Origin of the sequence: Streptomyces sp. NPDC047453 (assembly GCF_040643155.1) — a bacterium.
GTDB lineage: Bacteria > Actinomycetota > Actinomycetes > Streptomycetales > Streptomycetaceae > Streptomyces.
In genome coordinates this window covers 1-23,276 of sequence record NZ_JBEYTS010000046.1, presented here as the reverse complement: position 1 = coordinate 23,276, position 23,276 = coordinate 1, and the positions used below count along the sequence as shown (strand labels likewise).

The 23,276-nt window shown below is 69.0% G+C and carries 19 protein-coding genes and 2 pseudogenes; 7 read left to right on the top strand and 14 right to left on the bottom strand.

Annotation, left to right across the window (positions count from 1 at the left end):
• Positions 1-71: 71 nt before the first annotated feature.
• Both ABZ818_RS29805 and ABZ818_RS29800 read left to right on the top strand, forming a co-directional pair.
• Positions 72-1,070: an NADP-dependent oxidoreductase gene (locus ABZ818_RS29805; protein WP_361421231.1), complete on the top strand. Its 999-nt coding sequence runs from the start codon at positions 72-74 to the stop codon at positions 1,068-1,070.
• Positions 1,067-1,477, top strand: coding sequence for a nuclear transport factor 2 family protein (locus tag ABZ818_RS29800; protein WP_361421228.1), 411 nt, complete (start codon positions 1,067-1,069; stop codon positions 1,475-1,477). Before ABZ818_RS29805 ends, ABZ818_RS29800 begins: the two co-directional genes overlap by 4 nt.
• Before the next feature lie 58 nt (positions 1,478-1,535).
• On the opposite strand, the gene ABZ818_RS29795 is transcribed toward ABZ818_RS29800, so the two are convergent.
• From ABZ818_RS29795 to ABZ818_RS29760, 8 genes are all read right to left on the bottom strand, one after another.
• On the bottom strand, positions 1,536-2,414 hold the full coding sequence (locus tag ABZ818_RS29795; protein ID WP_361421225.1) for a recombinase family protein: 879 nt from the start codon (positions 2,412-2,414) through the stop codon (positions 1,536-1,538).
• 521 nt (positions 2,415-2,935) lie between these two features.
• Positions 2,936-3,613, bottom strand: coding sequence for a recombinase family protein (locus tag ABZ818_RS29790; protein WP_361421222.1), 678 nt, complete (start codon positions 3,611-3,613; stop codon positions 2,936-2,938).
• A gap of 478 nt (positions 3,614-4,091) precedes the next feature.
• The gene (locus tag ABZ818_RS29785; RefSeq protein ID WP_351874765.1) at positions 4,092-4,508 is read right to left on the bottom strand and encodes a nuclear transport factor 2 family protein; all 417 of its coding nucleotides are present in this window, start codon (positions 4,506-4,508) and stop codon (positions 4,092-4,094) included.
• Between the two features lie 129 nt (positions 4,509-4,637).
• A complete protein-coding gene (locus ABZ818_RS29780) occupies positions 4,638-5,390 on the bottom strand; it encodes a glucose 1-dehydrogenase (protein ID WP_361421218.1) in 753 nt (250 codons plus the stop codon).
• A 92-nt stretch (positions 5,391-5,482) separates the two neighbouring features.
• Positions 5,483-5,914 carry an Rrf2 family transcriptional regulator gene (locus ABZ818_RS29775; protein WP_361421309.1) on the bottom strand — a complete coding sequence of 144 codons (432 nt, stop codon included), beginning with the start codon at positions 5,912-5,914 and terminating at the stop codon, positions 5,483-5,485.
• Positions 5,915-6,210: 296 nt separating this feature from the next.
• Entirely contained in the window at positions 6,211-8,241 is a 2,031-nt protein-coding gene (locus ABZ818_RS29770) for a transposase (protein ID WP_361421215.1), read from the bottom strand.
• Positions 8,238-8,516, bottom strand: coding sequence for a hypothetical protein (locus ABZ818_RS29765; RefSeq protein ID WP_361421212.1), 279 nt, complete (start codon positions 8,514-8,516; stop codon positions 8,238-8,240). The genes ABZ818_RS29770 and ABZ818_RS29765 overlap by 4 nt, the downstream gene beginning before the upstream one ends.
• On the bottom strand, positions 8,465-9,427 hold the full coding sequence (locus tag ABZ818_RS29760; protein WP_361421209.1) for a DUF4158 domain-containing protein: 963 nt from the start codon (positions 9,425-9,427) through the stop codon (positions 8,465-8,467). The genes ABZ818_RS29765 and ABZ818_RS29760 overlap by 52 nt, the downstream gene beginning before the upstream one ends.
• Before the next feature lie 368 nt (positions 9,428-9,795).
• On the opposite strand from ABZ818_RS29760, the gene ABZ818_RS29755 reads away from it, so the two are divergent.
• Both ABZ818_RS29755 and ABZ818_RS29750 read left to right on the top strand, forming a co-directional pair.
• On the top strand, positions 9,796-10,503 hold the full coding sequence (locus ABZ818_RS29755) for an SMI1/KNR4 family protein (RefSeq protein ID WP_361421206.1): 708 nt from the start codon (positions 9,796-9,798) through the stop codon (positions 10,501-10,503).
• A gap of 32 nt (positions 10,504-10,535) precedes the next feature.
• A pseudogene (locus ABZ818_RS29750) lies at positions 10,536-10,682 on the top strand (Tn3 family transposase); the annotation flags it as partial.
• Positions 10,683-10,833: 151 nt separating this feature from the next.
• On the opposite strand, the gene ABZ818_RS29745 reads toward ABZ818_RS29750, so the two are convergent.
• The 5 genes from ABZ818_RS29745 to ABZ818_RS29725 form a co-directional block, all read right to left on the bottom strand.
• Positions 10,834-12,186, bottom strand: a complete 1,353-nt coding sequence (locus ABZ818_RS29745; RefSeq protein WP_361421203.1) for an NADH-quinone oxidoreductase subunit D — start codon at positions 12,184-12,186, stop codon at positions 10,834-10,836.
• A 105-nt stretch (positions 12,187-12,291) separates the two neighbouring features.
• Entirely contained in the window at positions 12,292-12,750 is a 459-nt protein-coding gene (locus ABZ818_RS29740) for a hypothetical protein (protein ID WP_361421200.1), read from the bottom strand.
• A gap of 265 nt (positions 12,751-13,015) precedes the next feature.
• A complete protein-coding gene (locus tag ABZ818_RS29735) occupies positions 13,016-13,249 on the bottom strand; it encodes a hypothetical protein (protein WP_361421197.1) in 234 nt (77 codons plus the stop codon).
• Positions 13,246-14,145: a hypothetical protein gene (locus ABZ818_RS29730; protein WP_361421194.1), complete on the bottom strand. Its 900-nt coding sequence runs from the start codon at positions 14,143-14,145 to the stop codon at positions 13,246-13,248. Before ABZ818_RS29730 ends, ABZ818_RS29735 begins: the two co-directional genes overlap by 4 nt.
• Positions 14,146-14,335: 190 nt before the next feature.
• Positions 14,336-14,914, bottom strand: coding sequence for a hypothetical protein (locus tag ABZ818_RS29725; protein ID WP_361421191.1), 579 nt, complete (start codon positions 14,912-14,914; stop codon positions 14,336-14,338).
• A 114-nt stretch (positions 14,915-15,028) separates the two neighbouring features.
• On the opposite strand from ABZ818_RS29725, the pseudogene ABZ818_RS29720 reads away from it, so the two are divergent.
• Positions 15,029-16,720: pseudogene (locus tag ABZ818_RS29720) on the top strand (SpoIIE family protein phosphatase); the annotation flags it as partial.
• A gap of 216 nt (positions 16,721-16,936) precedes the next feature.
• Here ABZ818_RS29720 and ABZ818_RS29715 read toward each other — a convergent pair.
• A complete protein-coding gene (locus ABZ818_RS29715; RefSeq protein ID WP_361421188.1) occupies positions 16,937-17,152 on the bottom strand; it encodes a hypothetical protein in 216 nt (71 codons plus the stop codon).
• A 721-nt stretch (positions 17,153-17,873) separates the two neighbouring features.
• Here ABZ818_RS29715 and ABZ818_RS29710 point away from each other — a divergent pair.
• On the top strand, positions 17,874-20,456 hold the full coding sequence (locus ABZ818_RS29710) for a DUF262 domain-containing protein (protein ID WP_361421185.1): 2,583 nt from the start codon (positions 17,874-17,876) through the stop codon (positions 20,454-20,456).
• Positions 20,457-20,838: 382 nt separating this feature from the next.
• Positions 20,839-23,193, top strand: coding sequence for an N-6 DNA methylase (locus ABZ818_RS29705; protein ID WP_361421182.1), 2,355 nt, complete (start codon positions 20,839-20,841; stop codon positions 23,191-23,193).
• Positions 23,194-23,276: the final 83 nt, after the last annotated feature.

Here is a 23,276-nt window from a genome sequence, read left to right as displayed (position 1 = left end):
GTCTTGGACGGCCATGCCATCCCGGGCCTTGACTGAAGGAGCAACGTTTCCCCGAGAAAGCGACAGGCGCGATGAAGGCGATCCAGTTCCACGAAGCGGGCGGGCCGGAAGTTCTGCAGTATGACGAGGTGCCGGTTCCCGAGATCGGCCCGGGCGAGGTGCTCGTCCGGGTGCACGCGGCGGGCATCAACCCGCCGGACTGGTACCTGCGTGAGGGGATGAAGGTGATGCCGGCCGAGATGAGGCCAGCGCTGGAGTTCCCCCTGATCCCTGGAACGGACATGTCGGGCGTGGTCCAGGCGGTCGCTCCGGATGTGCTGGGGTTCGCCGTCGGTGACGAGGTCTTCGGCATGCTTCGGTTCCCCGGATTCGACGGTCGGACATACGCCGAGTACGTGGCCGCGCCGGCTTCCGACCTGGCTCACAAGCCGGCCGGTATCGACCACGTGCAGGCGGCTGGGGCGCCGATGGCCGTGCTTACGGCCTGGCAGTATCTGGTTGATCTCGGCCACGACGTGCCGTCTCCTTTCACCGGCCAGGTGCACCGGCCGGTGCCGATCACGCCGGGGATGACCGTGCTGGTCAACGGGGCCGCCGGTGGAGTGGGCCACTTCGCGGTGCAGCTGGCGAAATGGAAGGGGGCACACGTCATCGCGGTGGCCTCGGGCCGGCACGAGCAGTTCCTGCGCAAGCTCGGCGCCGACGAGTTCATCGACTACACCACGACACAGGCCGCGGACGTGGCCAGCGGCGTCGACCTGGTGATCGACACCGTCGGTGGCCCGGACAGCTCACGCTTCCTGACCGTGCTCAAGCGCGGAGGCACCATGCTTCCGGTGTTCTTCGCCCAGTACGACCCGGAAGAGACGGCGCGTCTGGGCATCACCGTCTCGAACATTCAGGTACGTTCCAACGGCCCCCAGCTCGCCGAGATCGGGCACCTGCTCGACGAGGGCAAGCTCCAGGTCGGGGTGGACAGCACCTACCCGCTGCCCGAGGCGGGCCGCGCACACACGCGAGCCGCGCAGGGCCACATCCAAGGCAAGATCGTGCTGACGGTGGTCTCGTGATCGCCGAACTCCAGCAGGCGGTGGCGAACTACGCCCACGCCCTGGACGAGCTGAATGTGCCCGAGCTGGAAGCGGTCCTGACCGAGGACACCACCTGGACCTTCACGATGCCTGGACAAAGGGCGCTCGGCCCGGTCGCCGGACGCACGGCGGTGCTCGACTTCATCCGTGACGGGCACACGGCCCAGACCGGAAGGGTGCGGCACCACTTGAGCAATGTCGTGGTCACGACCGCGGACGCCGCCACCGCTGAGATGCGGGCCTACCTGCTGCAGACGAGGAACACCGGCGAAAGCATCCAGATGATCTCGACCGGGGTCTACACGTTCAGCCTGCGACGGTCCGACGGTAGGTGGCGGATCGCCGAGCTCACCCTGACGCTGGACAACGCCTTAATAGGGGCGTGACCCAGATACGCGTCAAAGGGCAACGAGCTGATCTTGAAGATCTGGCGGGCGTCCGGTCTCACGCGGTGCTGTCGGCTTCCTCGGCGAGGATGCGGTAGACGGTGGCGACCGAGGGGTGTTCGCCCTTGTTCTTGCCCGAGGTGATGACGAGCTTCTGCGCGATCTGCGGTACGGGCACCCCGTTGGCCCGCAAGGACCGGGCGTAGGCGGCCATGTCGTCGTCGACGACCTTGGGGCGCCCGCCGTGCCGGCCGCGTTCGCGGGCGGACGCCTGGCCTTCGAGGGACTTCTCCCGGATGTATTCGCGCTCGGACTCGGCCATGCCGGCGAAGAAGGCGAACAGGGCGGCGCCGTGCCCGGACGGATCGTAGACGCCTTGGAGGGGGCCGGTGAGGAGTTCGAGTTCGATGTCGTGGTGGCGCAGGTCCTCGGCGATGGCCAGCAGCTCGGCGGCGCCACGGCCGAGGCGCTTCATCTCGTGGACGGTGAGGATGACCCGTTGGTGCGGGACGGCCTTCTTGATGGTGCGGACGAAGTCCATCGCCTTGACGAACTCCGGTCGTACCTTGATACGGGTGCTGATCTTCTCGGAGAAGACCGGGTCGCACCCGGCCTCGGCGAGCGCGTCGAGCTGGCTCTGGAGTTCTTGCTGGGCGGTGCTGCACCTCGCGTAGCCCACCCTGGTGGGCTTGGTAGCCGTCTCGTGTGCTGCGGCGTCGATGGCGGGGCCCATTTCCCACGCGCGGCCGGGGCCGCGGTCGGCGGGGGTCTTCACCTCCAGCTCGGCGCGGAGCTGGGGGACGAGCATGAAGCGGGGGGTGTGGTACTTCGGGGCGACTTTGCCGCCGCGGGTGCGGCAGGTGCTTCCGGCGGGCACCTCACAGGTCGGACAGTCGTACTGTTCGACTGCAGCGGCCGGTTCGGGGGGTTCTGGCATGTCGCAAAACCTATCGCGAGGGGCTTTGTGCGAAAGCCGTTTTGCGAGAGGTTGTGAGAGCGAAGATCAGGGGCAAACCGGACACGGCTCGGCGGGGGTTTCCGGTTTCTCAGAACTACTCATTTCTGCAAGCGCGGAGCGTGACGGCCGTCACGCTCCGCTCCTCCACGTAGTCATGTTGTCGCACCGGATGATCAGAGCTGTGGACTATGGTTGGGGCATGACCCGGATACGCCAGAAACCCGCCACGAGATGATCTTGAACGGCTGACGGGATCTGCGTCAGGCGTCGGCCGTGAGGGTGTTGACGCGGTTCTCGTACTCGCGGCGGGCCTTGCGCTGTGCCGGGGTCGCCGCTGTGCCGTCGAGGGGCTGGCAGCGGGCGAGGAGTTGGCGGTGGACCGCGGGCTCGGCGCTGACGCGCAGGGTGTAGCCCTGGCCGCGACCTGCCGGGCAAGGTCGCCGACTTCCTCCGCGCCGCCGAGCTGGACCCCGCCGAGCGCGCCGCGCTCGACCAGGGCATCACCGTACGGCGAGGGTGACCGGCAGCTCCGGGGCCGGGATGTCGTCGTGGTCGGCGGTGGTGTGCTCGGGCATGAGGCCGGCGACGGCCGTGCGGATGGCGCCGCGGCTGACGTCGTGCTCGCGGGCCAGGGCGGCGATGGACCGGCCGTCCAGGTACGCGGTGCGGACGGCGGCAGTCTTGTCGGCCTTGATGGCTGGGCGTCGGCCGCCCTTGTTGCCCTTGGCTTCGGCGGCCCGCAGTCCGTCGTAGGTCAGCTCGCGCTGGAGGTCGCGCTGAAGTTCCCCGGCGGCCGCGAGGGTCTGCACCATGAACTTCACCGTGGACAGCAGTTCCCCGGTGCGCGGGTGGCGGGCAGTGAGGTCCATCGCGGAGAACGCGCCGTCGTGGATGCGCAGGGCGAGACGGTCATGGTGGAGGACGTCGAGCACGTCGAGGATGTGGCTGGTGCCGCGGACGAGGCGGAACATCTCGGAGATGTGCACGGTGTCGCCCGGCCGCGCGTAGTCCAGCAGCTCGCGGAACTTCGGCCGCTGGAGCGGGTGGAGGCGGCTGGAGGTCCCCGGGTCCTCCTCGAAGACGACGGGGTTCTCGATCCCGGCCTCGTCGAGGACGAGGTTCTGCCGGGCGATGGACTGCTGATCGGTCGAGACGCGCTTGTAGACCAGGTTCGCCACCAAGGGCCCCTTTCGCGCGGAGGATCGGACCCTATCTGTCGTCAAACCCTGTCAGCAATCACCATCGGATCTGATTGGATTCGCGCCGCCTCGAACCCCTGGATTGCACGGGCTCATTGGATGCGTCGGCCGCCTGTCGTCAAACGAACGTTTGCGAACACCATTCAACCCGGGCGAGGAGGCCGGAGACCGCCGGAACACGGTGGGGGCGCGAAAGTTCGGGGCGCCGGTCAAGTCCCCAGTGCGGCAGACCCGACGGGCGGCACGCTGGTGGACAAGGCGACACCGGCCGACGGCCTGGCGACGCTGGGGGACCTGATCGGCAGTCAGCGCCGAAGGCCGATCACCCCACCGTGCTGACCGCCAGCGACCGGCCGGGGCGAGTTCTGCTATCCGTTTCTGCCGTATCTCGGCTGCCCCTCTACGTACATGCCCGGCCGAGCCGCCCCGGGCCGCGGGGCGGCTGAGTCCCCTCCGCTCAGCCGACGTCGAACGCCTCGGCGACGGTCAGCGTGTCCTCGTACAGGTGCATGCGAACGATCCGGTTGTTCTCGACCGCCAGGTGCATGGCCGCCGGTGTGGTGAACTCCTTGCCGCTGGCCGCGACGGTGTGCGTGAAGACCGCCAGCAGCACCACGTCACCACCGTCGACGATGAAGCGCTCCAGCACGACCTTGCTCCTGCCGTGCGCGAAGTGCGGCCACATCGTGGTGAAGTACGGCGCGACCTCCTCCCGGCGGGTACGGCGCCCGGTCCAGGGCAGCGCGTCACTGCCGGGGACGTGCCAGTCGATCTCCTCGGCGAACAGTTCCTGGATGCCGTCGGAGTCCTGCCTGCCGAGGCGCTCCACGAACTTCTCGGCCACGGTCCGCGAGGTCTGAGCGTCTGTTGCCATCGTTCTCGTCCTTTGTCTCTTCGTCTGCTTGAGGTGTCGGTCGGGCCTCAGCCCTGGAACAGGAAGTGCTTATTACGCGGCTCAGACGCCCCGGAGCGTCGAATGCGTCCCGCGTCGCCGATTCGCCGCCTAGAGCTGTGTGGCGCCGCCGTCGACGAACAGTTCCGCGCCGGTGGTGAAACTGCTTTGATCGCCGGCCAGGTAGAGGGCGGCGGCGGCGACCTCGTCGGGACGGCCGACGCGGCCGAGCGGGGTCGGTGGGGCGAGCTCGGCCGCGGTGGGCCGATCGCCGTGCGGGAAAGCGGCGAGGAGCTCGTCCAGGCCAGAGGTCTCGACAGGGCCGGGGGTCAGGGCGTTGACGCGGATTCCCCGGCCGGCCAGCTCGGCGGCCCAGGTGCGGGCGAGGCTGCGGATCGCGGCCTTGGTGGCGGCGTAGACGCCCAGGCCCGGGGCGGCCCGTAGAGCCGAGCTGGAGGAGAGCAGCACCACCGAGGCGCCGGCCGTCAGCAGCGGCAGCGCCTTCTGGACAGTGAAGACCGTGCCCTTGAAATTGATCGAGGCAGTGCGGTCGTACTCCTCCTCGGTGATCGCACCGAGCGGGCCGTAGTCCCCGACCCCGGCGTTGGCCACCACAATGTCCAGGCGGCCGCTGCGGTTCGCGATCTCGGCGAAGAGCCGGTCGAGGTCACCGAGGTCCGAGACATCGCCCTGGACGGCGATGCCTCGGGCGCCGACCTGCGCTACGGCGGCGTCCAGCTCGGCCTTGCGGCGCCCGGTCAGGTAGACGGTCGCACCCTCGGCGGCGAAACGGCGGGCGGTCGCCAGGCCGATGCCGCTGGAGGCCCCGGTGACGAGGGCGGTCTTGTCGTCCAGCTGCCCCATGAGATTCTCCATTCCTTGATGTAATCATTGTTGTTACATTTATGGGCGTAGAAGGCAACCTCCCCCGGTCAGGGGAAGTTGACGACCCGGGCTCAGGCGGCTTGCAAGACGTCCCGCAGCACGTCCTCCAGCGTGGTCTTGGCCAGCTCTCCGCGCAGGGCGACCTCCACCCCGTCGTACACGGCGGTCATCGCCGGCCCGATGCCGTGGCCCACGACGCACTCAGGGTTCGGTGTCGCGCGGTGCAGGGCGAAGACCGGTCCCGGTTCGATCGCCTGGTAGACGTCGAGCAGGGTGATCGCCGCCAGGTCCCGCGCGAGTATCCAGCCCGCCCCCACCCCCCGCCGTGAATCGGCCAGGCCAGCCTTGCGCAGCTCGCCCAGCAGACGGCGGATCACCACCGGGTTGGTGTTGACGCTCGTCGCGATCTGCTCGGAGGTGGCGACCTCGTGGCCGCGCCGCTGATACAGCCCGATCCATGTCAGGGCGTGCGCCGCAATGGTCAGTCTGCTGTTCGCGCTCACGTCGGACTCCACGTCCCTCGTTCCTCCGTCCAGTCGTAACAGTAGTTGTTACGATGGCATGCGGCAAGTTCTACGGTGCTGGCCGGACCGGCCTCGTCAAGGAGCACGCCGCCCGCGAGCACACCATCGCCGAGCTCTTCTCCGTCAGCCAGGTCACCGTCTATCGAGTCCTACGACGCACCCAGGGCCAGCACCCAAGCAGAAGCCGAACGGCGATAGGGCCCCGCCAACCTACCGGCGGGTCAGGTGTCCCCTGGCGTCTGAGCCAGGAGGACTCCAGGGCCGACTTCTCCTGATCATGCCGCCTGGCCGTAGCCGTCCGGGGCGGGCGGGTCGTTGCCTCGGAGCGGGCTGAAGTCGACGTCCAGGTGCGGGTCGTACGCCTCGGGCTGCATGCCGAGTTCGTGGGTGGAGTACTCGCCGAAGCGGCGGATGTGCTCGGTCAGGTACGGCGAGATGTGGGCCAGGTCCTCGGGATCGATGGCGTAGCCCTCCTCCTGGAGCTGGCGCACGATCTCGGCGATGTCCAGGGCGTTGTGGAAGATGACCGCGTTCGTGAGCAGAGCGTTGAATTTCGCGGTCTTCTCCTGCTCGACGGGGTCGTTGTCGGTGATGACGCCGCCGTTGCCGAAGCCGATCCACTGGGAGAAGCCGTTGAACGCCTCGACCTTGTTCGTGACGGCGGTCACCCGCCGGCGTAGTGGGGCGTCCGACAGGTATCGCAGCAGCTGGACGGTGCGGATGACGCGGCCGACCTCACGGAAGGCGGTGTAGGTGGCGTTCTTGCGCGAGCCGGCCCGCAGGCGCCGCAGCAGCAGCGTGGAGGAGATGGCGCCTTCCCGGACGGAGACGGCCACCCGCATCAGGTGCCGGAACTGGGACTCGATCAGGTCGAAGTCGATGACGTTGCGGCCCGGTTCCCCGAACAGGGCGTCGATGTGCACGTACTCGGTCCGCTTTGTGGGCCGGTAGAAGGTCAGGTCCTTCCAGTTCCTGATCCTGGGCATGAGGTCGAAGCCCAGCAGGTGGGCGAGCGCGAAGACCGGAAACGACTGGCCCTGCGTATCCGCGTGCACCGTGGTCGGCTTCACCTCGGAGGTGTTCTTCAGCAGGCCCTCGATGATGTAGACGGCCTCCCACACCCCGCACGGGATGAAGTGCGTGAACAGCGCGATGTAGGTGTCCGAGATGTGGTGGTAGGCGATGCCGCCCGGCTTGCCGTAGCGCACGGACGTCTCGGACAGCAGGTTGTTGAGGTAGGTGTCCATGTGGGTGCCGTCCGCGGCGACCGCGGAGCCGTCGCCCCACGCCTGGGAGATGTCCAGGCGGGCGTGCGCGTTGACCAGGTCGGCGATCGCCTCGTTCAGCGTCGGGATGGAGAAGTGCCGGTTCGCCGTGTACGACAGCTCATGCCCGCTCACTCCGGGGATGTGGCGGGCGGCCTCGTACGGGCCCATGTTGGTGCCTTTCACGAAGGTCGTGATGATGTAGAGGCCGAACGGGTCGTCCAGCTTCGGCTCGTTGCCGGAAGCCGGGCCGAAGCGGCGCCACCACTCCACCCAGTAGGCGGTCCTCGACAGAATCCCGATCAGCGTGCGCTCCGGCATCCGAGCTTTGATCTCCTGCTCCAGCCGCTTCGCCGAGGGCGTGAGCCCCTCCGCGCGGTGCGGCTTCAGCGACGGGATTCCCGTCTCTGGGTCGATGACCAGACCCTCGTTGTCCGGGTACCCGGCGTCCACCGCCGCGGCGGCGTCGCGGAGCTTGTCCTCCAGCTGCCGGCGGAAGAACCGCGCGTCGAACTCGGCGGTCTCACCGGCCTCGCACAGCCCGACCTCCACCAGGTAGTCGGCCAGCTTGTCCTGCACCACCTCCCAGGCCAGCAGCTGCTCGGACCAGTCGGCGTACTCCTCCGAGCCGAGAACCGCGACGTCGCCGCAGCGCAGTTCCTCGGCGAGGTAGGTGAAGACCATCGCCTCGAAGTGCTTGCGGACGAACTGCCCGGTGCGGGTCTTGTCGACCACCACCTTGCGCCAGTTCTGGGTGGCGAAGGAGATGTCCACCTCCTTGCCCTCCTCGTCGAAGGCGGTGATGTACTCGCCGCGGGCGCCCTGGTGCCGCTTCGCGTGCGCGAGCGCATCCAGCACCCGCCCGTCCTCGGACGTCGCGGTGAACTCCAGTTGCTCGGCCAGGTCGAACATCACCGCCCGATCCCGGCCGATCTGCCCGTACAGCAGCGGCTCCCACAGGTTGCCGTGGTGGGCGGAGACCTTCTCGATCTGCTCGTACTGCTGGGCGAACCCGCCGAAACCCTCCACCGTTTTCGTCACCGTGGCCAGGCCCCGGCCTGCACGACCAGGGCCTTGACGAAGGCGAGCAGGGCCGGGGAGACCTTCCCGCCCAGCCGCCGGACCGCTTCGTCGGCCGACGCCTCCTCGTCCAGCCCCTCCAGGGCCGTCCTGGTCTCGGCGGTCATCTCCACGGCCTTCGCGAGCGCCAGCTGGGCCGGGCCGTCGGCGTCGATGTCCTTGAGCACGGTGCGGTAGTTCCCGATCAGGGTCTCGGTGATCTCCCGCTCGGCGAGCCGGATCTCCTCCAGCTCCATCTTGGCCTTCTTGATCTTCGTGGCGACGCGCTTGCAGAACATCGTCGCCAGGTCGTCACGGACGCCATCCTGGCCTTGTGGACCAGGCACGCGATCAGCGCGAGGCGCTTGACGGGCGTGTAGTCCCGAAGCGCCGGCGCGTCCCCGGCATCCGCCTCCCCGGCGAAGTCGGTGATCTTCCGTGCGGCAACGCCGTCCATCCACACCGCGCTATCACCGAGGCCGTCCAGCCACTCCATGCGCCGGGTCAGGTTCTTGAAGTGCGACCAGCTCGGCCCCTTGGCGGGCTTCTTCAGCCGGTTGAACAGCGTCGTGCCGTCGTTGTCGCGCTCCTCCAGCAGCCGCAGCAGCTCGGTGTGCTGCAGGGGGCTCATGCGGTCGTGGATGCCCGCGCAGATCGAGGCGTTGACCTCGGTGCGAATCTTCGAGGCCATCTTGTCGAAGGTGGAGAACCCCGGCAGCTCCAGCCCGGCCTCCACGACCTTCTCCAGCGCGATGTTGATCAGGTCTGCCGGCCGGTTCTTCGCCGCGGCCTCCTTGCGGATCGCCTGCTCGGCGATCCGCCTGGCCTCCGCCTGGTCGTACGCCACTCCGACCCGCTTGCGGACCAGGCCCCGGTGGTGCTTGGCGGTCCGCTCCGCCCGGTATACCGGCAGCGTGCCCTCCGGCAGCTCCACCTGCCGCCGCACGAACTCCACCACCTGCTCCGGCACATCCTCCAGCGCCGGGAAACACCCCATGCGCTGATACGACTTCAGCATCAGCAACAGGGCCAGAAGATGCTCGTCCCCGTCCGTCGCCCCGGCCGCCCACTCCAGCTCATCGCGAGTCGGCGAGAAGAACAGATGCAGCTCATGTGCGGTGATCAGCCGCTTGAACCGCGGATACGCGGTCCGCTCGATCGAGGTCACAACCCACCCCAGGCCCCAAGACGAAGGTCAACATCACCACCAACGACGCCGAGCCGAACGGGTGACGGGCCGGGCGCTCAGGGCTTCAAGATCAACTCATTGCCCCTTTGACGCGTATCTGGGTCACACCCCAAGTAGGCCCGAGTCTGGGGCTATGAGCTGGGTGGGCCAGCGGAAGGACTGCCGGGCGTGAGGCGGGAGCCTGCAGAGCCTGGCAGCGGTGGGGTTCTAGAAGCTGCCGTCGCGGAGCATGGCGAACAACACGCTGATGCGGTGGCGAGCGAGGCGGAGAAGGGCTGCGAGCTGGTCAGACATGTTCGGCATGTGCGTGACGCACGGCCCCGGCCACGATCGATACGCTCCCCGGTGTGACCAGCAGTGACGATTTCATGCGCGTACAGCGGGCATGGAAGCAGATCGAGATGTGGATGGGCCGCCACGCTCCCGCCTCGCGCGCCATGCTCAACCCGCCCGCCGCCCCGGACCGGATCGAGCGCTGGGAGGCCACGATGGGCTTCCCCCTTCCCCCGGCTCTCAGGGCGCTCTACCTGTTGCACGACGGCAGCCGGGGGTACGACCAGGACCAGTTCGGGCACCACCCGCACGTCGAGGGACCGCTGCCCGCACCGGCCGACGACACTTCCCACATCTGGGAGGCGCAGTGGGCCGCCGCTCTCTTCCTACCCGGCCCCGGCATCCACACCGGCTTCGCCTGGTTCCCCCTCAACGAAGTGACGATGCAGCATCCGGTGCATCAGGGCATCGAAGAGGAGTACCACCGACTCATCCCCTTCGCCGCCGACACCCTCGACTCCTCCATGTCCGGCTTCTTCCTCGATCCCCAAGACGGGCAGATTGGGGCATGGGGCGATGAGGGGGACGTGGAGTTTGAGATCGGCACTCTTGTCGACTACATCGAGCAGATCGCGGCCGCGCTCAACGGCGGCGGCACAGCCTTCGGCTACCGCCCCGCCTTGCATGCCAGCGGCGCGCTCGGCTGGCCGGACAGCGACGGCGATCCGTTCGACGAACTTGGCGGCGACGCCTGGACGTGGGTACCCGAAGGCGGCATCTGACCTCCTCCCGGGCCTGAAGCATGATCGGCAAGCAGCTCAACATCACCGAGGCCCGGCACCGCCTGGCCCGGCGGATCTTCTTCGGCCAGCGCGGCGAGCTGCGCCAGCACTACCGCGAGGGCATGGAGGACCAGCTCGGGGCGCTGGGACTGGCGCTGAACGCTGTGGTGCTGTGGAACAGGGCGAGGAGGACGGTGAGCTGGAAGTCTCGGTTCGCGCCCGGGCTGGGCAGTTCGGCCCGACCGGTGGGTCTGGATGGATGAGCTGCTGTACCGGGCTACCGGCTCACGGCCGGGAACCGCGCACAAGACGACCACACTTGCGTGGCTCTCACCGGTCCACGCCTCCCATCACCGGGTCGATGCTCGCCACCGCGACGATGACGTCCGCGACCTGCCCGCCCTCGCACATCGCGGCCATCGCCTGCAGGTTGGTGAAGCTGGGGTCGCGGAAGTGCACCCGGTACGGCCGGGTGCCGCCGTCGGAGACGACGTGCACGCCCAGCTCGCCTCGCGGCGATTCGACCGCCGCGTAGGCCTGCCCCGGCGGGACGTGGAAGCCCTCCGTCACCAGCTTGAAGTGGTAGATCAGCGCCTCCATGGACTCCCCCATGATCTTGCGGATGTAATCCAGGGAGTTGCCCAGCCCGTCCGCGCCAAGTGAGAGCTGCGCCGGCCACGCGATCTTCTTGTCCGCGACCATCACGCTGCCGCCGACGCCGGTCGGCCCGTTGCCCTTGAGCTGCTCCAGGCACTGCTCGACGATCCGCAGCGACTGCTCCATCTCGTGCAGCCGGATCAGGAATCGGCCGTAGGAGTCGCAGGTGTCGGCGGTCTCGACCTCGAAGTCGTAACTCTCGTAGCCGCAGTAGGGCTGCGTTTTGCGCAGGTCGTGCGGCAGGCCGGTGGCCCGCAGGATCGGCCCGGTCGCGCCGAGCGCCATGCAGCCGGAAAGGTCCAGGTAGCCGACGTCGACCAGGCGGGCCTTGAAGGCCGGGTTGTCGGTCGCCAGTTTGTCGTACTCTGGCATGCGCGAGCGCAGCAGCTTGATGCCCTCGCGGATCTGGTCCAGCGCACCCGGGGGAAGGTCTTGCGCGAGCCCGCCGGGGCGGACGTAGCCGTGGTTCATGCGCAGGCCGGTGACCAGCTCGAAGATGTCGAGGATGACCTCCCGGTCGCGGAAGCCGTAGACCATCAGCGTGGTGGAGCCGATCTCCATCCCGCCCGCGGCGACGGCCACCAGATGCGAGGAGATCCGGTTGAGCTCCATCATCAGCACGCGGATGACGCTCGCCCGCTCCGGCACGTCGCCGGTGATCCCGAGCAGCTTCTCCACCGCCAGGCAGTAGGCCGTCTCGTTGAACAGCGGCATCAGGTAGTCCATGCGGGTCACGAAGGTTGTGCCCTGGACCCAGTTGCGGAACTCCATGTTCTTCTCGATGCCGGTGTGCAGGTAGCCGATGCCGCAGCGGGCCTCGCGCACCGTCTCGCCGTCGATCTCCAGGACCAGGCGCAGCACGCCGTGCGTGGACGGGTGCTGCGGACCCATGTTCACGATGATCCGCTCGTCGTCCGCCTTCTCCGCCGCGGCCAGAAGTTCGTCCCAGTCGCCGCCGTTGATCGTGTAGATGTGGCCCTCGGTGGTGTCGCGGGCGCCTGCTGTTCCGTGCTCGGGACTGGTCATCGGCTGTGGGACCTCCGTGTGGTCGCCGATCGCGTCCGCGTGTGCCGCCTGCGACGCAACCGGGCACTAAATCCAGGATTGCGCCCTTCTGGCAGGAATGGGCAGTCATGCGCCTGCCTGGCCGGACCACCGGTCTCCGCCTGGAGGTTCCCGCTTTCGTCGCCGTGGACCGGGGGCCGCCAGGTCGGGATGGGTGGCGGCCATGCCGCGCAGCAGCCGGGGGAAGGTCACCCGGTCCAGGCCGCGGCCGGTGCGCGAGACCAGCAGCGGGCCGGTGGTGTCGGTGGAGTGCGGCGCCTTGTGCGTGCGCACCGGCAGGTACTCGTCCAGCGCCCACACCACCGGTCTCGGGGTGGTGTGGATGCTGGTGATGCCGGAGGCGCCGTTATTTTTCGCCGGCAGTCTCCAGGTCGGTCCGGCTGCATTGTGCCGCTGGACGTGGTTCACGAGGGCGGCGATGGACTGGCCCGGGCGCAGGCCTGCGAGTGTCATGTAGACGGCGAGACGGGCCCGTTCGGCGTGGGGGCCGCGGTAGCGGTCGGCGGCGGTGCGCAGGGCGTCCATCTGGAACCGGGTGTACCGCTCGCGCTCGGCCGGCGGTGTCGGACCGGCCAGCGCGCGGCGGGGCGGGAGGTTCCAGCGGGCGGCGCCGAGATCCTCCTCGCAGTGCCTGTAGAAGCTGCGGACGGCCGGCGGAGACCGCCGGGCCCTGCCGACCGGCGAGTTGGCACGTCCAGGTCGACGGCGGCGAACACCGCAGCTGTGGGCTGGGATGCGCGGTAGCGGCGGCCGAGCGTTGGAAAATCGGCGTCTGCTACCGCTAGCCCTTCTACAGCGGGTGGCCGGGCTCGGTGATGACCTCCTGGTCGGCGGCCCACTTGCGCAGGGTCCGCTGAGTGCCGTCGTCGTCTTCGGCGGTGAGCTGGACGACGAGGGCGGGGTGCTTGGTGTAGAGCCCGATCCATGTCTTGTAGGCGGCGCGGGCGACGGCGTCGTCGTGCCATTCGCCGGTGACCGCGGGGCCGTCCTGCTCGAATTGGAGGATCGCCCGGTACAGGGTCACGGCCTGTCCCTGCTGGTCTCGTCGGCGAACGGGGACGGGCTGTGTGCGACGACGTCCGGGTGCAGCGTGGGGGCGATCTCTTTGAGGTCGGGGTGGCTGGCGGCGACGTCGCGTAGCAGCCGGGTGAAGGTGACGTGGTCGAGTCCGCGGCCGGTGCGGGAGACCAGCAGGGGGCCTTGGGTCTGGGTGGAGTGCGGGGCTTTGTGGGTGCGTACGGGCAGGTATTCGTCGAGCGCCCACACCAGGGGCCGGGGGAGGGGGGTGAGCGGGCCGACGGCGGAGGCGCTGTTGTTCCTCACCGGCAGCCGCCACGCGGGCCCGGCGGCGTTGTCGCGCTGGATGTACTGCATGACGGCCGCGATGGACTGGCCGGGGCGCAGGCCGGCGAGGGTCATGTAGGTGGCGAGGCGGGCGCGTTCGGGGTGGGGGCCGCGGTAGCGGTCGGCGGCGGTGCGCAATGCGTCGGTCTGGAAGCGGGTGAGGGTCTCGCGGGCGGCCGGCGCGGAGGGCCCGGCGAGTGCGCGGCGGGGCGGGAGGTTCCAGCGGGCGGCGCCGAGGTCGTTTTCGCAGTGGGTGTAGAAGGAGCGGACGGCGGAGACGGCGCGGGCGCGGGAGGGGGCGGCGAGGGGGGTGCCGTCGAAGGCGGTGAGGCGTGAGGCCCAGTCCTGGATGTGGAGGGGCTTGAAGTGCCAAACCAACTCCCCGATGTAGGTGAACCAGTCCTGGCGCCATCCGGCGGGGGCCTCCCACCCGGCGAGGTAGAGGCCGTAGCGGTATTTCGTGTCCTCGTCCCAGGCGCGGCCGCGGACCTCCTGGCCGTCGGGCCGGACGTACGCGCCGGAGAGCCAGCCGGTGAGGACGGCGTACGGGTCCGGGGCCTGGGGTGCTGAGCTCATCCGGTCACTCTATGGACTGCGGACCGGCCCGTCGGCGGCCGCCCCACCCCGCATCTGAACTTTAAGGAACAGACCGGCCACCGTCACCAAGAGCCGAGAGGTGGCTGAGCACCGTACGGACAGTGCGGAACGGCGCCGCGCCCCGCACCCCCACCGCACCTGGCTGGGGTGGGGGTCTGTTCCTTAAAGTTCAGTTCCCCGGATCCCGGGACCGCGGTGACACCGCCCTCGCCGCTACCCGGCGGTCCTGGTGCTGCAGGTGCGCCGTAGAGTCACACGTCCGGCTCTGCCAAGTCGACCGGCGAAACGTCGTCGCAGACCAGCCAGTCCACGATCTACCGGCTGGACCCGTCGGACGTGACCCCGCGCGCAGCGGCAGCAGACCGACCTGCACCAGCAACTGGCTCGTGCCGAGCAGGAGCGGGATACCGCCCAGCAGGTCGCCGACCATGCGGCCCGCCGCATTCAGGGCCTGGAAGCCGAACTCGCTACGTTGCGCGAATGGATGGGAGATGAGGATCAAGACCTCGCACAGGACGTAACCCCGCAGGTTTCCCATCCCGGTTTGCAAGCGATCCCTGACGACGCCGCTCTCGACGACGTAGACCGCGCCCTGGAGAAGGCGCGTGCCGTGCTCGATGAGGAGCACGACGCCGTTCAGCAGGCTGCCGACGACATGGGCTATCGGACGCCGCCGGCCTCTGCTTCTGATGAGGCTCTTGCGATGAAGATCGTGCCTGGACAGGTGCGGCGCATACCCGAACCGCATCCTCTTCCTCCGGCAGCCGGGACAACCTCGGAGTTGTCCGGGACAACCCTGGATAACCCGCCGACCAGCTCCACCGCGCTTTCTCCTGTCACTGAATCGCCGCGCCTGTCTGCTGAGCGCTTGCGCTACATAGGTGCGGCGACCCGGCGGATTGCACGCGGCCTGGACCTCGACGAGATCGTCCTCGGGCTGTGCCGGGCCACCGTGCCGACCTTCTCCGACGCGATCCTCGTCTATCTGCGCGAGCCGCTGCCGGTGGGCGACGAGCGGCCCGCCGGCCCGCTCGTCCTGCGGCTGCGCCGCACCGACCGGATACCGGTGGTGGAGCGCGCCCACGGCGTGTACGTGCCGGTGCCGGAGCAGCCGGCGGAGCTGTCGGTGGTGACCAACGAGATGTGCGAAGTGCGGCCGGGCAGCGCGCTGGGCGAGGTGCTGCGGGGCGTGCGGCCGGTGTTCACGGACACGGCGGCCGCTCAGGTGGCTCTCGCCGAGCTCCTTGGCGAGGGATCCGAGTTGGCGGTGCCCGGTGGGCAGCGCACCATTCTCGCCCCGCTGCGAGGCCGGCGCCGTGTCATCGGTGCCGCGCTGTTCCTGCGCCGCCAAGAGCGCCTGGCGTTCGAGCCCGACGACCTGCTGGTCGCCGCCCAGCTCGCCACGCACAGCGCGCTGGGCGTGGACAGGACGGTGCTGTACGGCCGTGAGGCGTACATCGCCGATGAGTTGCAGCGCAGGATGCTGCCGGAGACGCTGCCCCACCCCACGGGCGTGCGGCTGGCCTCGCGCTATCTGCCCGCCGCGGAGACCGCGCGGGTGGGCGGCGACTGGTACGACGCGATCCCGCTGCCCGGCAGCCGGGTCGCCCTCGTCGTCGGCGACGTCATGGGCCACTCCATGACCTCGGCCGCGATCATGGGCCAGCTGCGAACGACCACGCAGACCCTGGCCGCGCTCGACCTGCCGCCGCAGGAGGTGCTGCACCACCTCGACGAGCAGGCGCAGCGGCTCGGCACCGACTGCGTGGCGACCTGCCTGTACGCCGTCTACGACCCCGTCGCGCACCGCATCACCATCGCCAACGCCGGCCACCCGCCGCCCGTGCTGCTGCATCTGGGCGGCCGGTCCGAGGTGCTGCGGGTGCCGCCGGGCGCCCCGATCGGCGTCGGCGGCGTCGACTTCGAGGCCGTGGAACTGGACGCCCCGGCAGGCGCGACTCTGCTCCTCTACACCGACGGCCTGGTCGAGTCGCGCCTGCGGGACGTGTGGACGGGCATAGAGCAGCTCCGCGAGAAGCTGCAGGCCACCGCGCAGCTCACCGGCCCCGACCATCCGCCGCCCCTGGAAGCCCTGTGCGACGAGGTCCTGGACATGCTCGGCCCGGGCGACCGGGACGACGACACCGCGCTGCTCGCCGCCCGCTTCGACGGCATCGCGCCCAGCGACGTGGCGTACTGGACCCTGGATCCGGAGGACTCCGCCCCCGGCCAGGCCCGCCGCCTGGCCCGCCGGGCGCTGTCCCGCTGGGGCCTGCAGGAGCTCACCGACTCCGTGGAGCTGCTGATCAGCGAGGTCGTCACCAACGCGGTGCGCTACGCCTCCCGCCCGGTCACCCTGCGCCTGCTGCGCGCCGACGTGCTGCGCTGCGAGGTCGGCGACGACGTGCCGCAACTGCCGAGGCTCAGGAAGGCGGACATCACCAAGGAGTCCGGGCGCGGGCTTCATGTAGTCAATCAGCTGGCTCTGCGTTGGGGCGCGACCCGGCTGAGCACCGGCAAGGTGGTCTGGTTCGAACTCAACATCAAGCAGTGAAGAGGTCGCTAATGGGCTGGAGTGCCAGGCTCCGCCTGGTTCTCGGATACTTCCTCGGACCCCGTCGATGCCCGTCGCGCGGACGACCATCAGGCCTTCGTCGTACGGGCAGCGCTGATGCCGCTGACCGAGCACATCGCGCCCCGATCGGGGGAATCGCCCCAACCTCCGCAACCACACGGCCCTTCACGAGTCATACACCCGCAAAGCCGCGCATCACGCCTCGGGGGAGATCTTGAAGACCCGCACCACCACGTACGCCGCCATCCTGCTCGCCGCCGCGGCCGCGCTGACCGCGTGCGACGCGTCCAGGACGCCCGGAGGGAGCTGGCCGCGCGCCGCCCCACCTAGCCCCCGCAGCGTGGCGTTGCACGCCTCGCCCTCGGCCGCGCCACAGCGCCGACACCGGCCCAGCTCTGTCGCCAGCGGCAAGGTGCGGCGTCAACGGTGCCTGCTGTACGTGCGCATCGGGACGCTGGCCAGCTCAAAACCCTCTGCCTTGCGGGCCTTGCACCGATACCTTCAGGCGTAGCGCGCCGAGGCTGATGGCCCACCGCAATCGGGCGCCGAATCCGATGCTCACCGCGAGAGAACCGAGGCCACATGGAGACCCCGAACGAAGCACGCATACGACTCGATGCGCGTCGACGCGAGCTGTTGGCTGAACTGGGGCAGGTGGAGCAGCAACTCGCCCAATTGGAAACGAAGGTCCTCGTATCTCAGTGGTGGCAAGCTCCCAGTGGCCCAAAGGGACGCGGAACCATCTACCACACGGGAACGGCCCAGAGTTGCCGTCCGGCGAGCAGGCCGGTCGAGATCAGCTTGTACGAGGCTCTGCGTGCAGGACTGAACCCATGCGGCACGTGCGACCCCGCGACGGCGTCAAACTACGTGGGCGCGTCGGAGTCGATGATCCTCGATTAACGAGTGCAGACGACTTCGGTCATCCATGCAGCCGACTTCTGAAGCTGACACTCCGGCGAGTACCGGAAAGCGACCATAGGGGGCGGAATGGGGCGGCGCAATTGCGGAGTGAGTGCCGGGCGCCGGTGAGCGAGGAAGAGCGCGCCAAAGACCCCTTGGCATCAGTCATCTAGCCGCCACGCGGCCCGCTCCCGCGCCGCAACTGAACCAGTCACCGAGGGGGGACACGATGCAGGCGAAGGAGACGCTGTTCGCTGATCTTGTGCAGGGGAGGGCCCAGCAGTTCCAGGTGCCTCTCTATCAGCGGACGTATTCCTGGACGGAGAAACAGCTGGGACAGCTCTGGGGTGACATCCTGGAGCAGGCGGAGCTGCTGGAGTCCGGGGAGAAGGCGAGCACGCACTTCCTTGGTTCCGTCGTGCTCGCGCCGTCCCCGCAGAACGAGGCGACGTTCCCCCGCTGGCTTGTCGTCGACGGTCAGCAGCGTCTGACCACGCTCTCCCTCGCCCTGGCCGCGGTCCGCGATCACATCGCGGATACCGAGCCGGACGAGGCCGAGCGCATCGACGAGGAATACCTGATCAACAAGCGCAAAAGCGGCAACGACCACTTCCGGCTGCTGCCGACACAGGCCGACCGGCCGCAGTTCGCCGCGCACGTCCGAGGGCCGCGCGTGGAGCAGACCGTCGGCGGAAGTGTCGCCACGGCCTATACCTTCTTCCGCCGCAAGCTCGTCGAGGCGGCCGATCCGGCAGCCCCGCAGGACGTGTTCCGCATCGAGCAGGCCATCACCTCCCGGCTCACGCTGGTGGCGGTGACCGCCGAGCGCGGGGACAACGTGCACCGCATCTTCGAGTCCCTCAACAACACCGGTCTCAAGCTCAGTCAGGCCGACCTGCTGCGCAACTACCTGTTCATGCGGCTCCCCACCCGCGGTGAGCACGTCTACGAGACCTACTGGCTGCCCCTGCAGGACAGTCTGAGCAACGACGAGCTCGAACAGCTCATGTGGCTGCAGTTGGTGCTCGATGGGGACGACCGGGTGCGCCGCCAGGACCTGTACGCGGCTCAGCAGCAGCGCTTCGAACGCGGGGAGGTGAGCGAAGAGGAGATCGAGGCGTACATCAGGGAGTTGCACCGTCGCGGTGCTCTCTTCCGCCGGCTGCTCCACCCCGAAGAGGAGCCGGACGCGGCGGTCCGTGCCCATCTGCGCCGTCTGGACACCTGGCAGGCCCAGGTCACCTACCCCGCGCTCATACTGTTGTTCGATCGGCGCGAGCGCGGGGAGCTCGACTCCGCGGGCACGGCCCGCGCGATGTCGTACATCGAGAGCTTCCTGGTACGCCGGATGATCTGCCGGGTACCGACGAACAACCTCAACAGGATCTTCCAGGCCGTGCCCGGACAGCTCCCGCTCGACATGCCGGTCGCCGACGGCCTGCACCAGCTCCTCTCCGCCAACAACCGCTTCTGGCCCGACGACGAAGAGCTGCGCGAGAAGATCCGGACGGCGCCCTTCTACCAGTACGGGCGCTGGCACCAGCGCAAGATGGTGCTGCAGCGGCTGGAGGAGAGCTACGAACATCCCGAGCCGGTGGACTTCGCCGCCGCGCAGCTCACCATCGAGCATGTCATGCCGCAGTCGCCTGGCAGTGAGTGGATCCGGATGCTGAGCGAAGACGTGGCCGAAGGGGACAGCGCGGAGGACCTGCACTCCCGGTTGCAGCACACGCTCGGGAACCTGACGCTCACCGCGGTCAATTCGGAGCTGTCGAACCACCCCTTCGAGCGCAAGCAGGACTTGCTGCTGGGCAGCCACCTGGAGATGAACCGCCGCATCGCCGCCACCGAGCGCTGGGGTGCGAAGGAGATCCGCGCCCGCGCCGACGAACTCGCCAACCGTGCGATCGGGCTGTGGCCGGCCCCGCTGCGCGGAGTGGGCCGCGCGGAGCGCAGCCGGGACTGGCAGCTCGCCCACCAGGTCCTCGCGGCGCTCCCCCACGGCACCTGGACCTCCTACGGCGACCTGGCCGCCTTCCTCGGCTCCGGCGCCCAGGCCGTGGGCAACCACCTGGCCAACACTCCCCAAGTGGCGTACGCGTACCGGGTCCTCACCTCCGAGGGCAGGGTCTCCGACGGATTCCGGTGGGCGGCGCCCCAGGACGCCGGGAGCGACGACGTCCGTGCCCGGCTTGCCGCCGATGGCGTCCGCTTCACGGCCACCGGAGCCGCCGACCCGGCCCAGCGGCTCACCGGCGACGACCTCGCCGCGTTGCTCGCCGGTACGGACGACGGCGAGACGGACGGCGAGAACACCGATCAGGACTGCACCGTGGAGGCACCGGGCGAGGAGACCCGCGCCGAACGGTTCTTCCGCCAGCTCACCGCGGACGACTCCCCTGAAACGGTCGAAGCGGTACGCGCGCTCTTCGCCCACTGGGAGGAACTCGGAGGCTGGATCGGCCACGGCGCGGGGCGCGTTACCACCAGCGCGTTCCTCATGCTCGGCGAGGCGGGCGGCCCCGGCCGCGGCATCTGGCCGCTGACGCTCTACCCCGGTACCGGGCGCGGGGGCACGGCAGAGGTGGTCTTCCAGTACCTCGCCGCGCGGGAGCCGTTCACCGACCGCGCACTGCGCGCCGAACTCCTCGCGCGTCTCAACGAACTGGACGGCGTCGACATCCCGGAAGGCAAGCTGGAACTGCGCCCCAACATCCGGCTGTCTCTGCTGGAGAAGGACCGCAACCGCGAACTCCTCGCCGAGACGCTGACGTGGTTCCGGGACCGCTGGGAGGACCGGAGCACGACCTGAGACAGGCTGCGGCCAAGCTGCGGCGAGGGAGCGGCTGGATACGTCCGGGCGGCAGGAGACCGCCCGGACTCGCCGTCCGCACCGGCACCCGGCGGCATGGCGTGCGCGCCCCGCGCGGTCGTGGGAAACTCGGAACTCACCGTACCCAACTCGCATTCACACACAGCCGCGCGGGCCTGAGGGGGGTCGCCGTAGCATCCGGCGCGAAAGCAACGGGTATCGCTGACCTGGAACGATGCCTCTCGGAGCGCGCTGTCGCCCGCGAGGCGGCCGTGAAGGATCCTGCGTTCTTACCGGCTCAATAAGGGGCCGTCCAACAACCGATCGGTTGATGGACGGAAGCGCAGTAGGCTGGGCTTGTGGGCTGTGGTAGATCTACCGGATGTCCAGTGATGCCCAGCGTGATGATGTACAGGACCTTCTGGTCCGCCTGGCCCGGCGTGACCGGTTGCGCAGCGAAGCCACTTTGCAGGCTGACGTGCGGCAGTTGCTGCTGGGAGGCGGACTGAACCTCGCCGATCACAACCTGGACGTCGATCTGGAGACCCAGGTCGGTGACGGCCGCCGGATTGACATCGAGGTCGGCTGCACCGTCATCGAGGTCAAGAAGGACCTGTCCAGTCCTGCAGTGCTGAAGGCCGCAGAGAAGCAGCTGGCCGGCTACGTGACTGCACGTGCCGAGTGGACCAAGCAGCAGTACACCGGGGTGCTGACCGACGGTGCCGCGTGGCGGGCCTACCACCTGCAGGACGGCGAGCTGGCGCTGGGCACGGAGTTCACGCTCAAGGCGACCCAGCCAGACCGGATCGGACTGCTGGCATGGCTGGAGGGCGTGCTGTCCACGGTCCGCGGGGTGCTGCCGACCCCGGCGGAGATCACGCGGAAGCTGGGCGCGGGGAGCGCCTCGTATGCGATGGACCGGGCAGTGCTGGCCTCGCTGTACGACCGGCACAAGGACCTGCCGACGGTGCAACTGAAGCGTCGACTGTGGGCGCAGTTGCTGGGCAAGGCCCTGGGCACCCAGTTCCGCGACGACGACGCGCTGTTCATCGAGCACACGCTGCTGGTCAACAGTGCGGAAATCATCGCGCACCTGGTGCTGGGGGAGCCGATCGCCAAGCTGACGCCGGCCACGATCTTGCTGGGGCAGCGGTTCGACCAGGCCCAGCTGTATGGGGTGGTCGAGGCCGATTTCTTCGACTGGGTGATCGAGGTCGACGGCGGCGAGCCGTTTGTTCGGTCCCTGGCCCGGAGGCTGGAGCGCTTCGACTGGTCCCAGGTCGAGCACGACGTCCTCAAGGTCCTGTACGAGTCGGTGATCAGCGCCGACACCCGCCGGAGCCTGGGTGAGTACTACACGCCGGACTGGCTGGCCGAGCAGGTCGTGGCCACTGCGGTGACCAACCCGCTGGAGCAGCGGGTGTTGGACCCCTCGTGCGGGTCGGGCACCTTCCTCTTCCACGCCGCCCGCCGCTACCTGACCGCAGCCACCGAGGCCGGGGTGCCCCTGCGCACGGCTCTGGAGGGCCTGACCAGCCATGTGGCGGGCATCGACCTGCACCCGGTAGCGGTGGCGCTGGCCCGGGTCACCTATTTACTGGCCATAGGCCGCCACCGGCTCACCTCGGACGAGCGCGGCCCCATCCGGGTGCCGGTCTATCTCGGCGACAGCCTGCAGTGGCAGCAGCGCCTGGACCTGTTCGACCAGGACCACCTGGTCATCCGAACTGGGCCCAGCAACCAGTTCGAGGAGCCGGAACTCCGCTTTTCCGAGCACCTCCTGGCCGACGCCGGCAGTTTTGACCTGCTCGTCGACAGACTTGCACAACTGGCCAACGGCCCTCACCGCCCCCCGGGCACCGTGCCGCTGAACGCACTGAAGGGTGTGTTCAACCGGCTCGCCGTGGCGGAGGCAGACCGGCCGGAGATTACCGACAACTTCCGGATCCTGTGCGAACTGGTCGACGAGGGCCGCAACCACATCTGGAGCTACTACATCCGCAACCTCGCCCGGCCCATGTGGCTGGCACGCGGGGAGAACCGCGTGGACGTCCTGGTCGGCAACCCCCCGTGGCTGACCTACCGGAACATGTCCCGCGAGATGCAGCAGACCTTCAAGGAGATGTCTGCCGAACGCGGCCTGTGGCAGGGCGGGGAGGTCGCCACCCACCAAGACCTGTCCGCCCTGTTCGTCGCCCGCGCCGTCCAGCAGTACCTCACCGTCGGCGGCACCCTCGCCTTCGTCGTGCCCAATGCCGTCCTGGACCGCCCGTACTTCGCCGGCTTCCGCACCGGCAGATACCACGCCGACACCGAGCACACCGACATCGCCTTCACCGGCTCGTGGGACCTGCGCCGCCTGCGCCCGCACTTCTTCCCCCGCGGCGCCGCGGTCATCTTCGGCCGCCGCGCCGGCCGCGACGGCGCCCACCCGCTGCCCGTGGCCACCGAACGCTGGACCGGAAAACTCCCCCGCGGCACACACGCCTGGGACGGCGTAGCCGCACACATCACCCGCGAGCCCGCGCACCTGGCCCTGGCACCGGCCGACCTGATCGACTCCCCGTACCGGTCCCGGTTCGAGACTGGGGCGACGATCTATCCGAAGAACCTGTTTTTCGTCCACCCTCAGCAGGCCGGTGGCCTGGGACTGGGCGGTGGCCGCACCCGGGTGCGGTCCGCACGCAGCAGCACCGAGAAGAAGCCGTGGAAAGATTTGCCGGATCTAGTGCTGTGACCGCATAGGTTCGCCGGGTTGGTGGGGGCTTTTTGTAGGATCACGACTCCAGGGCGGGGAGGGCAGGACGTTGGAAAGACCGC

Excerpts from the sequence above, each read along its gene's own strand:
- ABZ818_RS29705 (WP_361421182.1), top strand. The coding sequence starts at position 20,839 with ATGTCCAGTGATGCCCAGCGTGATGATGTACAGGACCTTCTGGTCCGC.
- ABZ818_RS29795 (WP_361421225.1), bottom strand. The coding sequence starts at position 2,414 with ATGCCAGAACCCCCCGAACCGGCCGCTGCAGTCGAACAGTACGACTGT.
- ABZ818_RS29765 (WP_361421212.1), bottom strand. The coding sequence starts at position 8,516 with ATGGAGCTGGAGGAGATCCGGCTCGCCGAGCGGGAGATCACCGAGACC.
- ABZ818_RS29785 (WP_351874765.1), bottom strand. The coding sequence starts at position 4,508 with ATGGCAACAGACGCTCAGACCTCGCGGACCGTGGCCGAGAAGTTCGTG.
- ABZ818_RS29710 (WP_361421185.1), top strand. The coding sequence starts at position 17,874 with ATGCAGGCGAAGGAGACGCTGTTCGCTGATCTTGTGCAGGGGAGGGCC.
- ABZ818_RS29725 (WP_361421191.1), bottom strand. The coding sequence starts at position 14,914 with ATGCGGTTCGGGTATGCGCCGCACCTGTCCAGGCACGATCTTCATCGC.
- ABZ818_RS29745 (WP_361421203.1), bottom strand. The coding sequence starts at position 12,186 with ATGACCAGTCCCGAGCACGGAACAGCAGGCGCCCGCGACACCACCGAG.
- ABZ818_RS29780 (WP_361421218.1), bottom strand. The coding sequence starts at position 5,390 with ATGGGGCAGCTGGACGACAAGACCGCCCTCGTCACCGGGGCCTCCAGC.
- ABZ818_RS29740 (WP_361421200.1), bottom strand. The coding sequence starts at position 12,750 with ATGGACGCCCTGCGCACCGCCGCCGACCGCTACCGCGGCCCCCACGCC.
- ABZ818_RS29805 (WP_361421231.1), top strand. The coding sequence starts at position 72 with ATGAAGGCGATCCAGTTCCACGAAGCGGGCGGGCCGGAAGTTCTGCAG.
- ABZ818_RS29730 (WP_361421194.1), bottom strand. The coding sequence starts at position 14,145 with ATGAGCTCAGCACCCCAGGCCCCGGACCCGTACGCCGTCCTCACCGGC.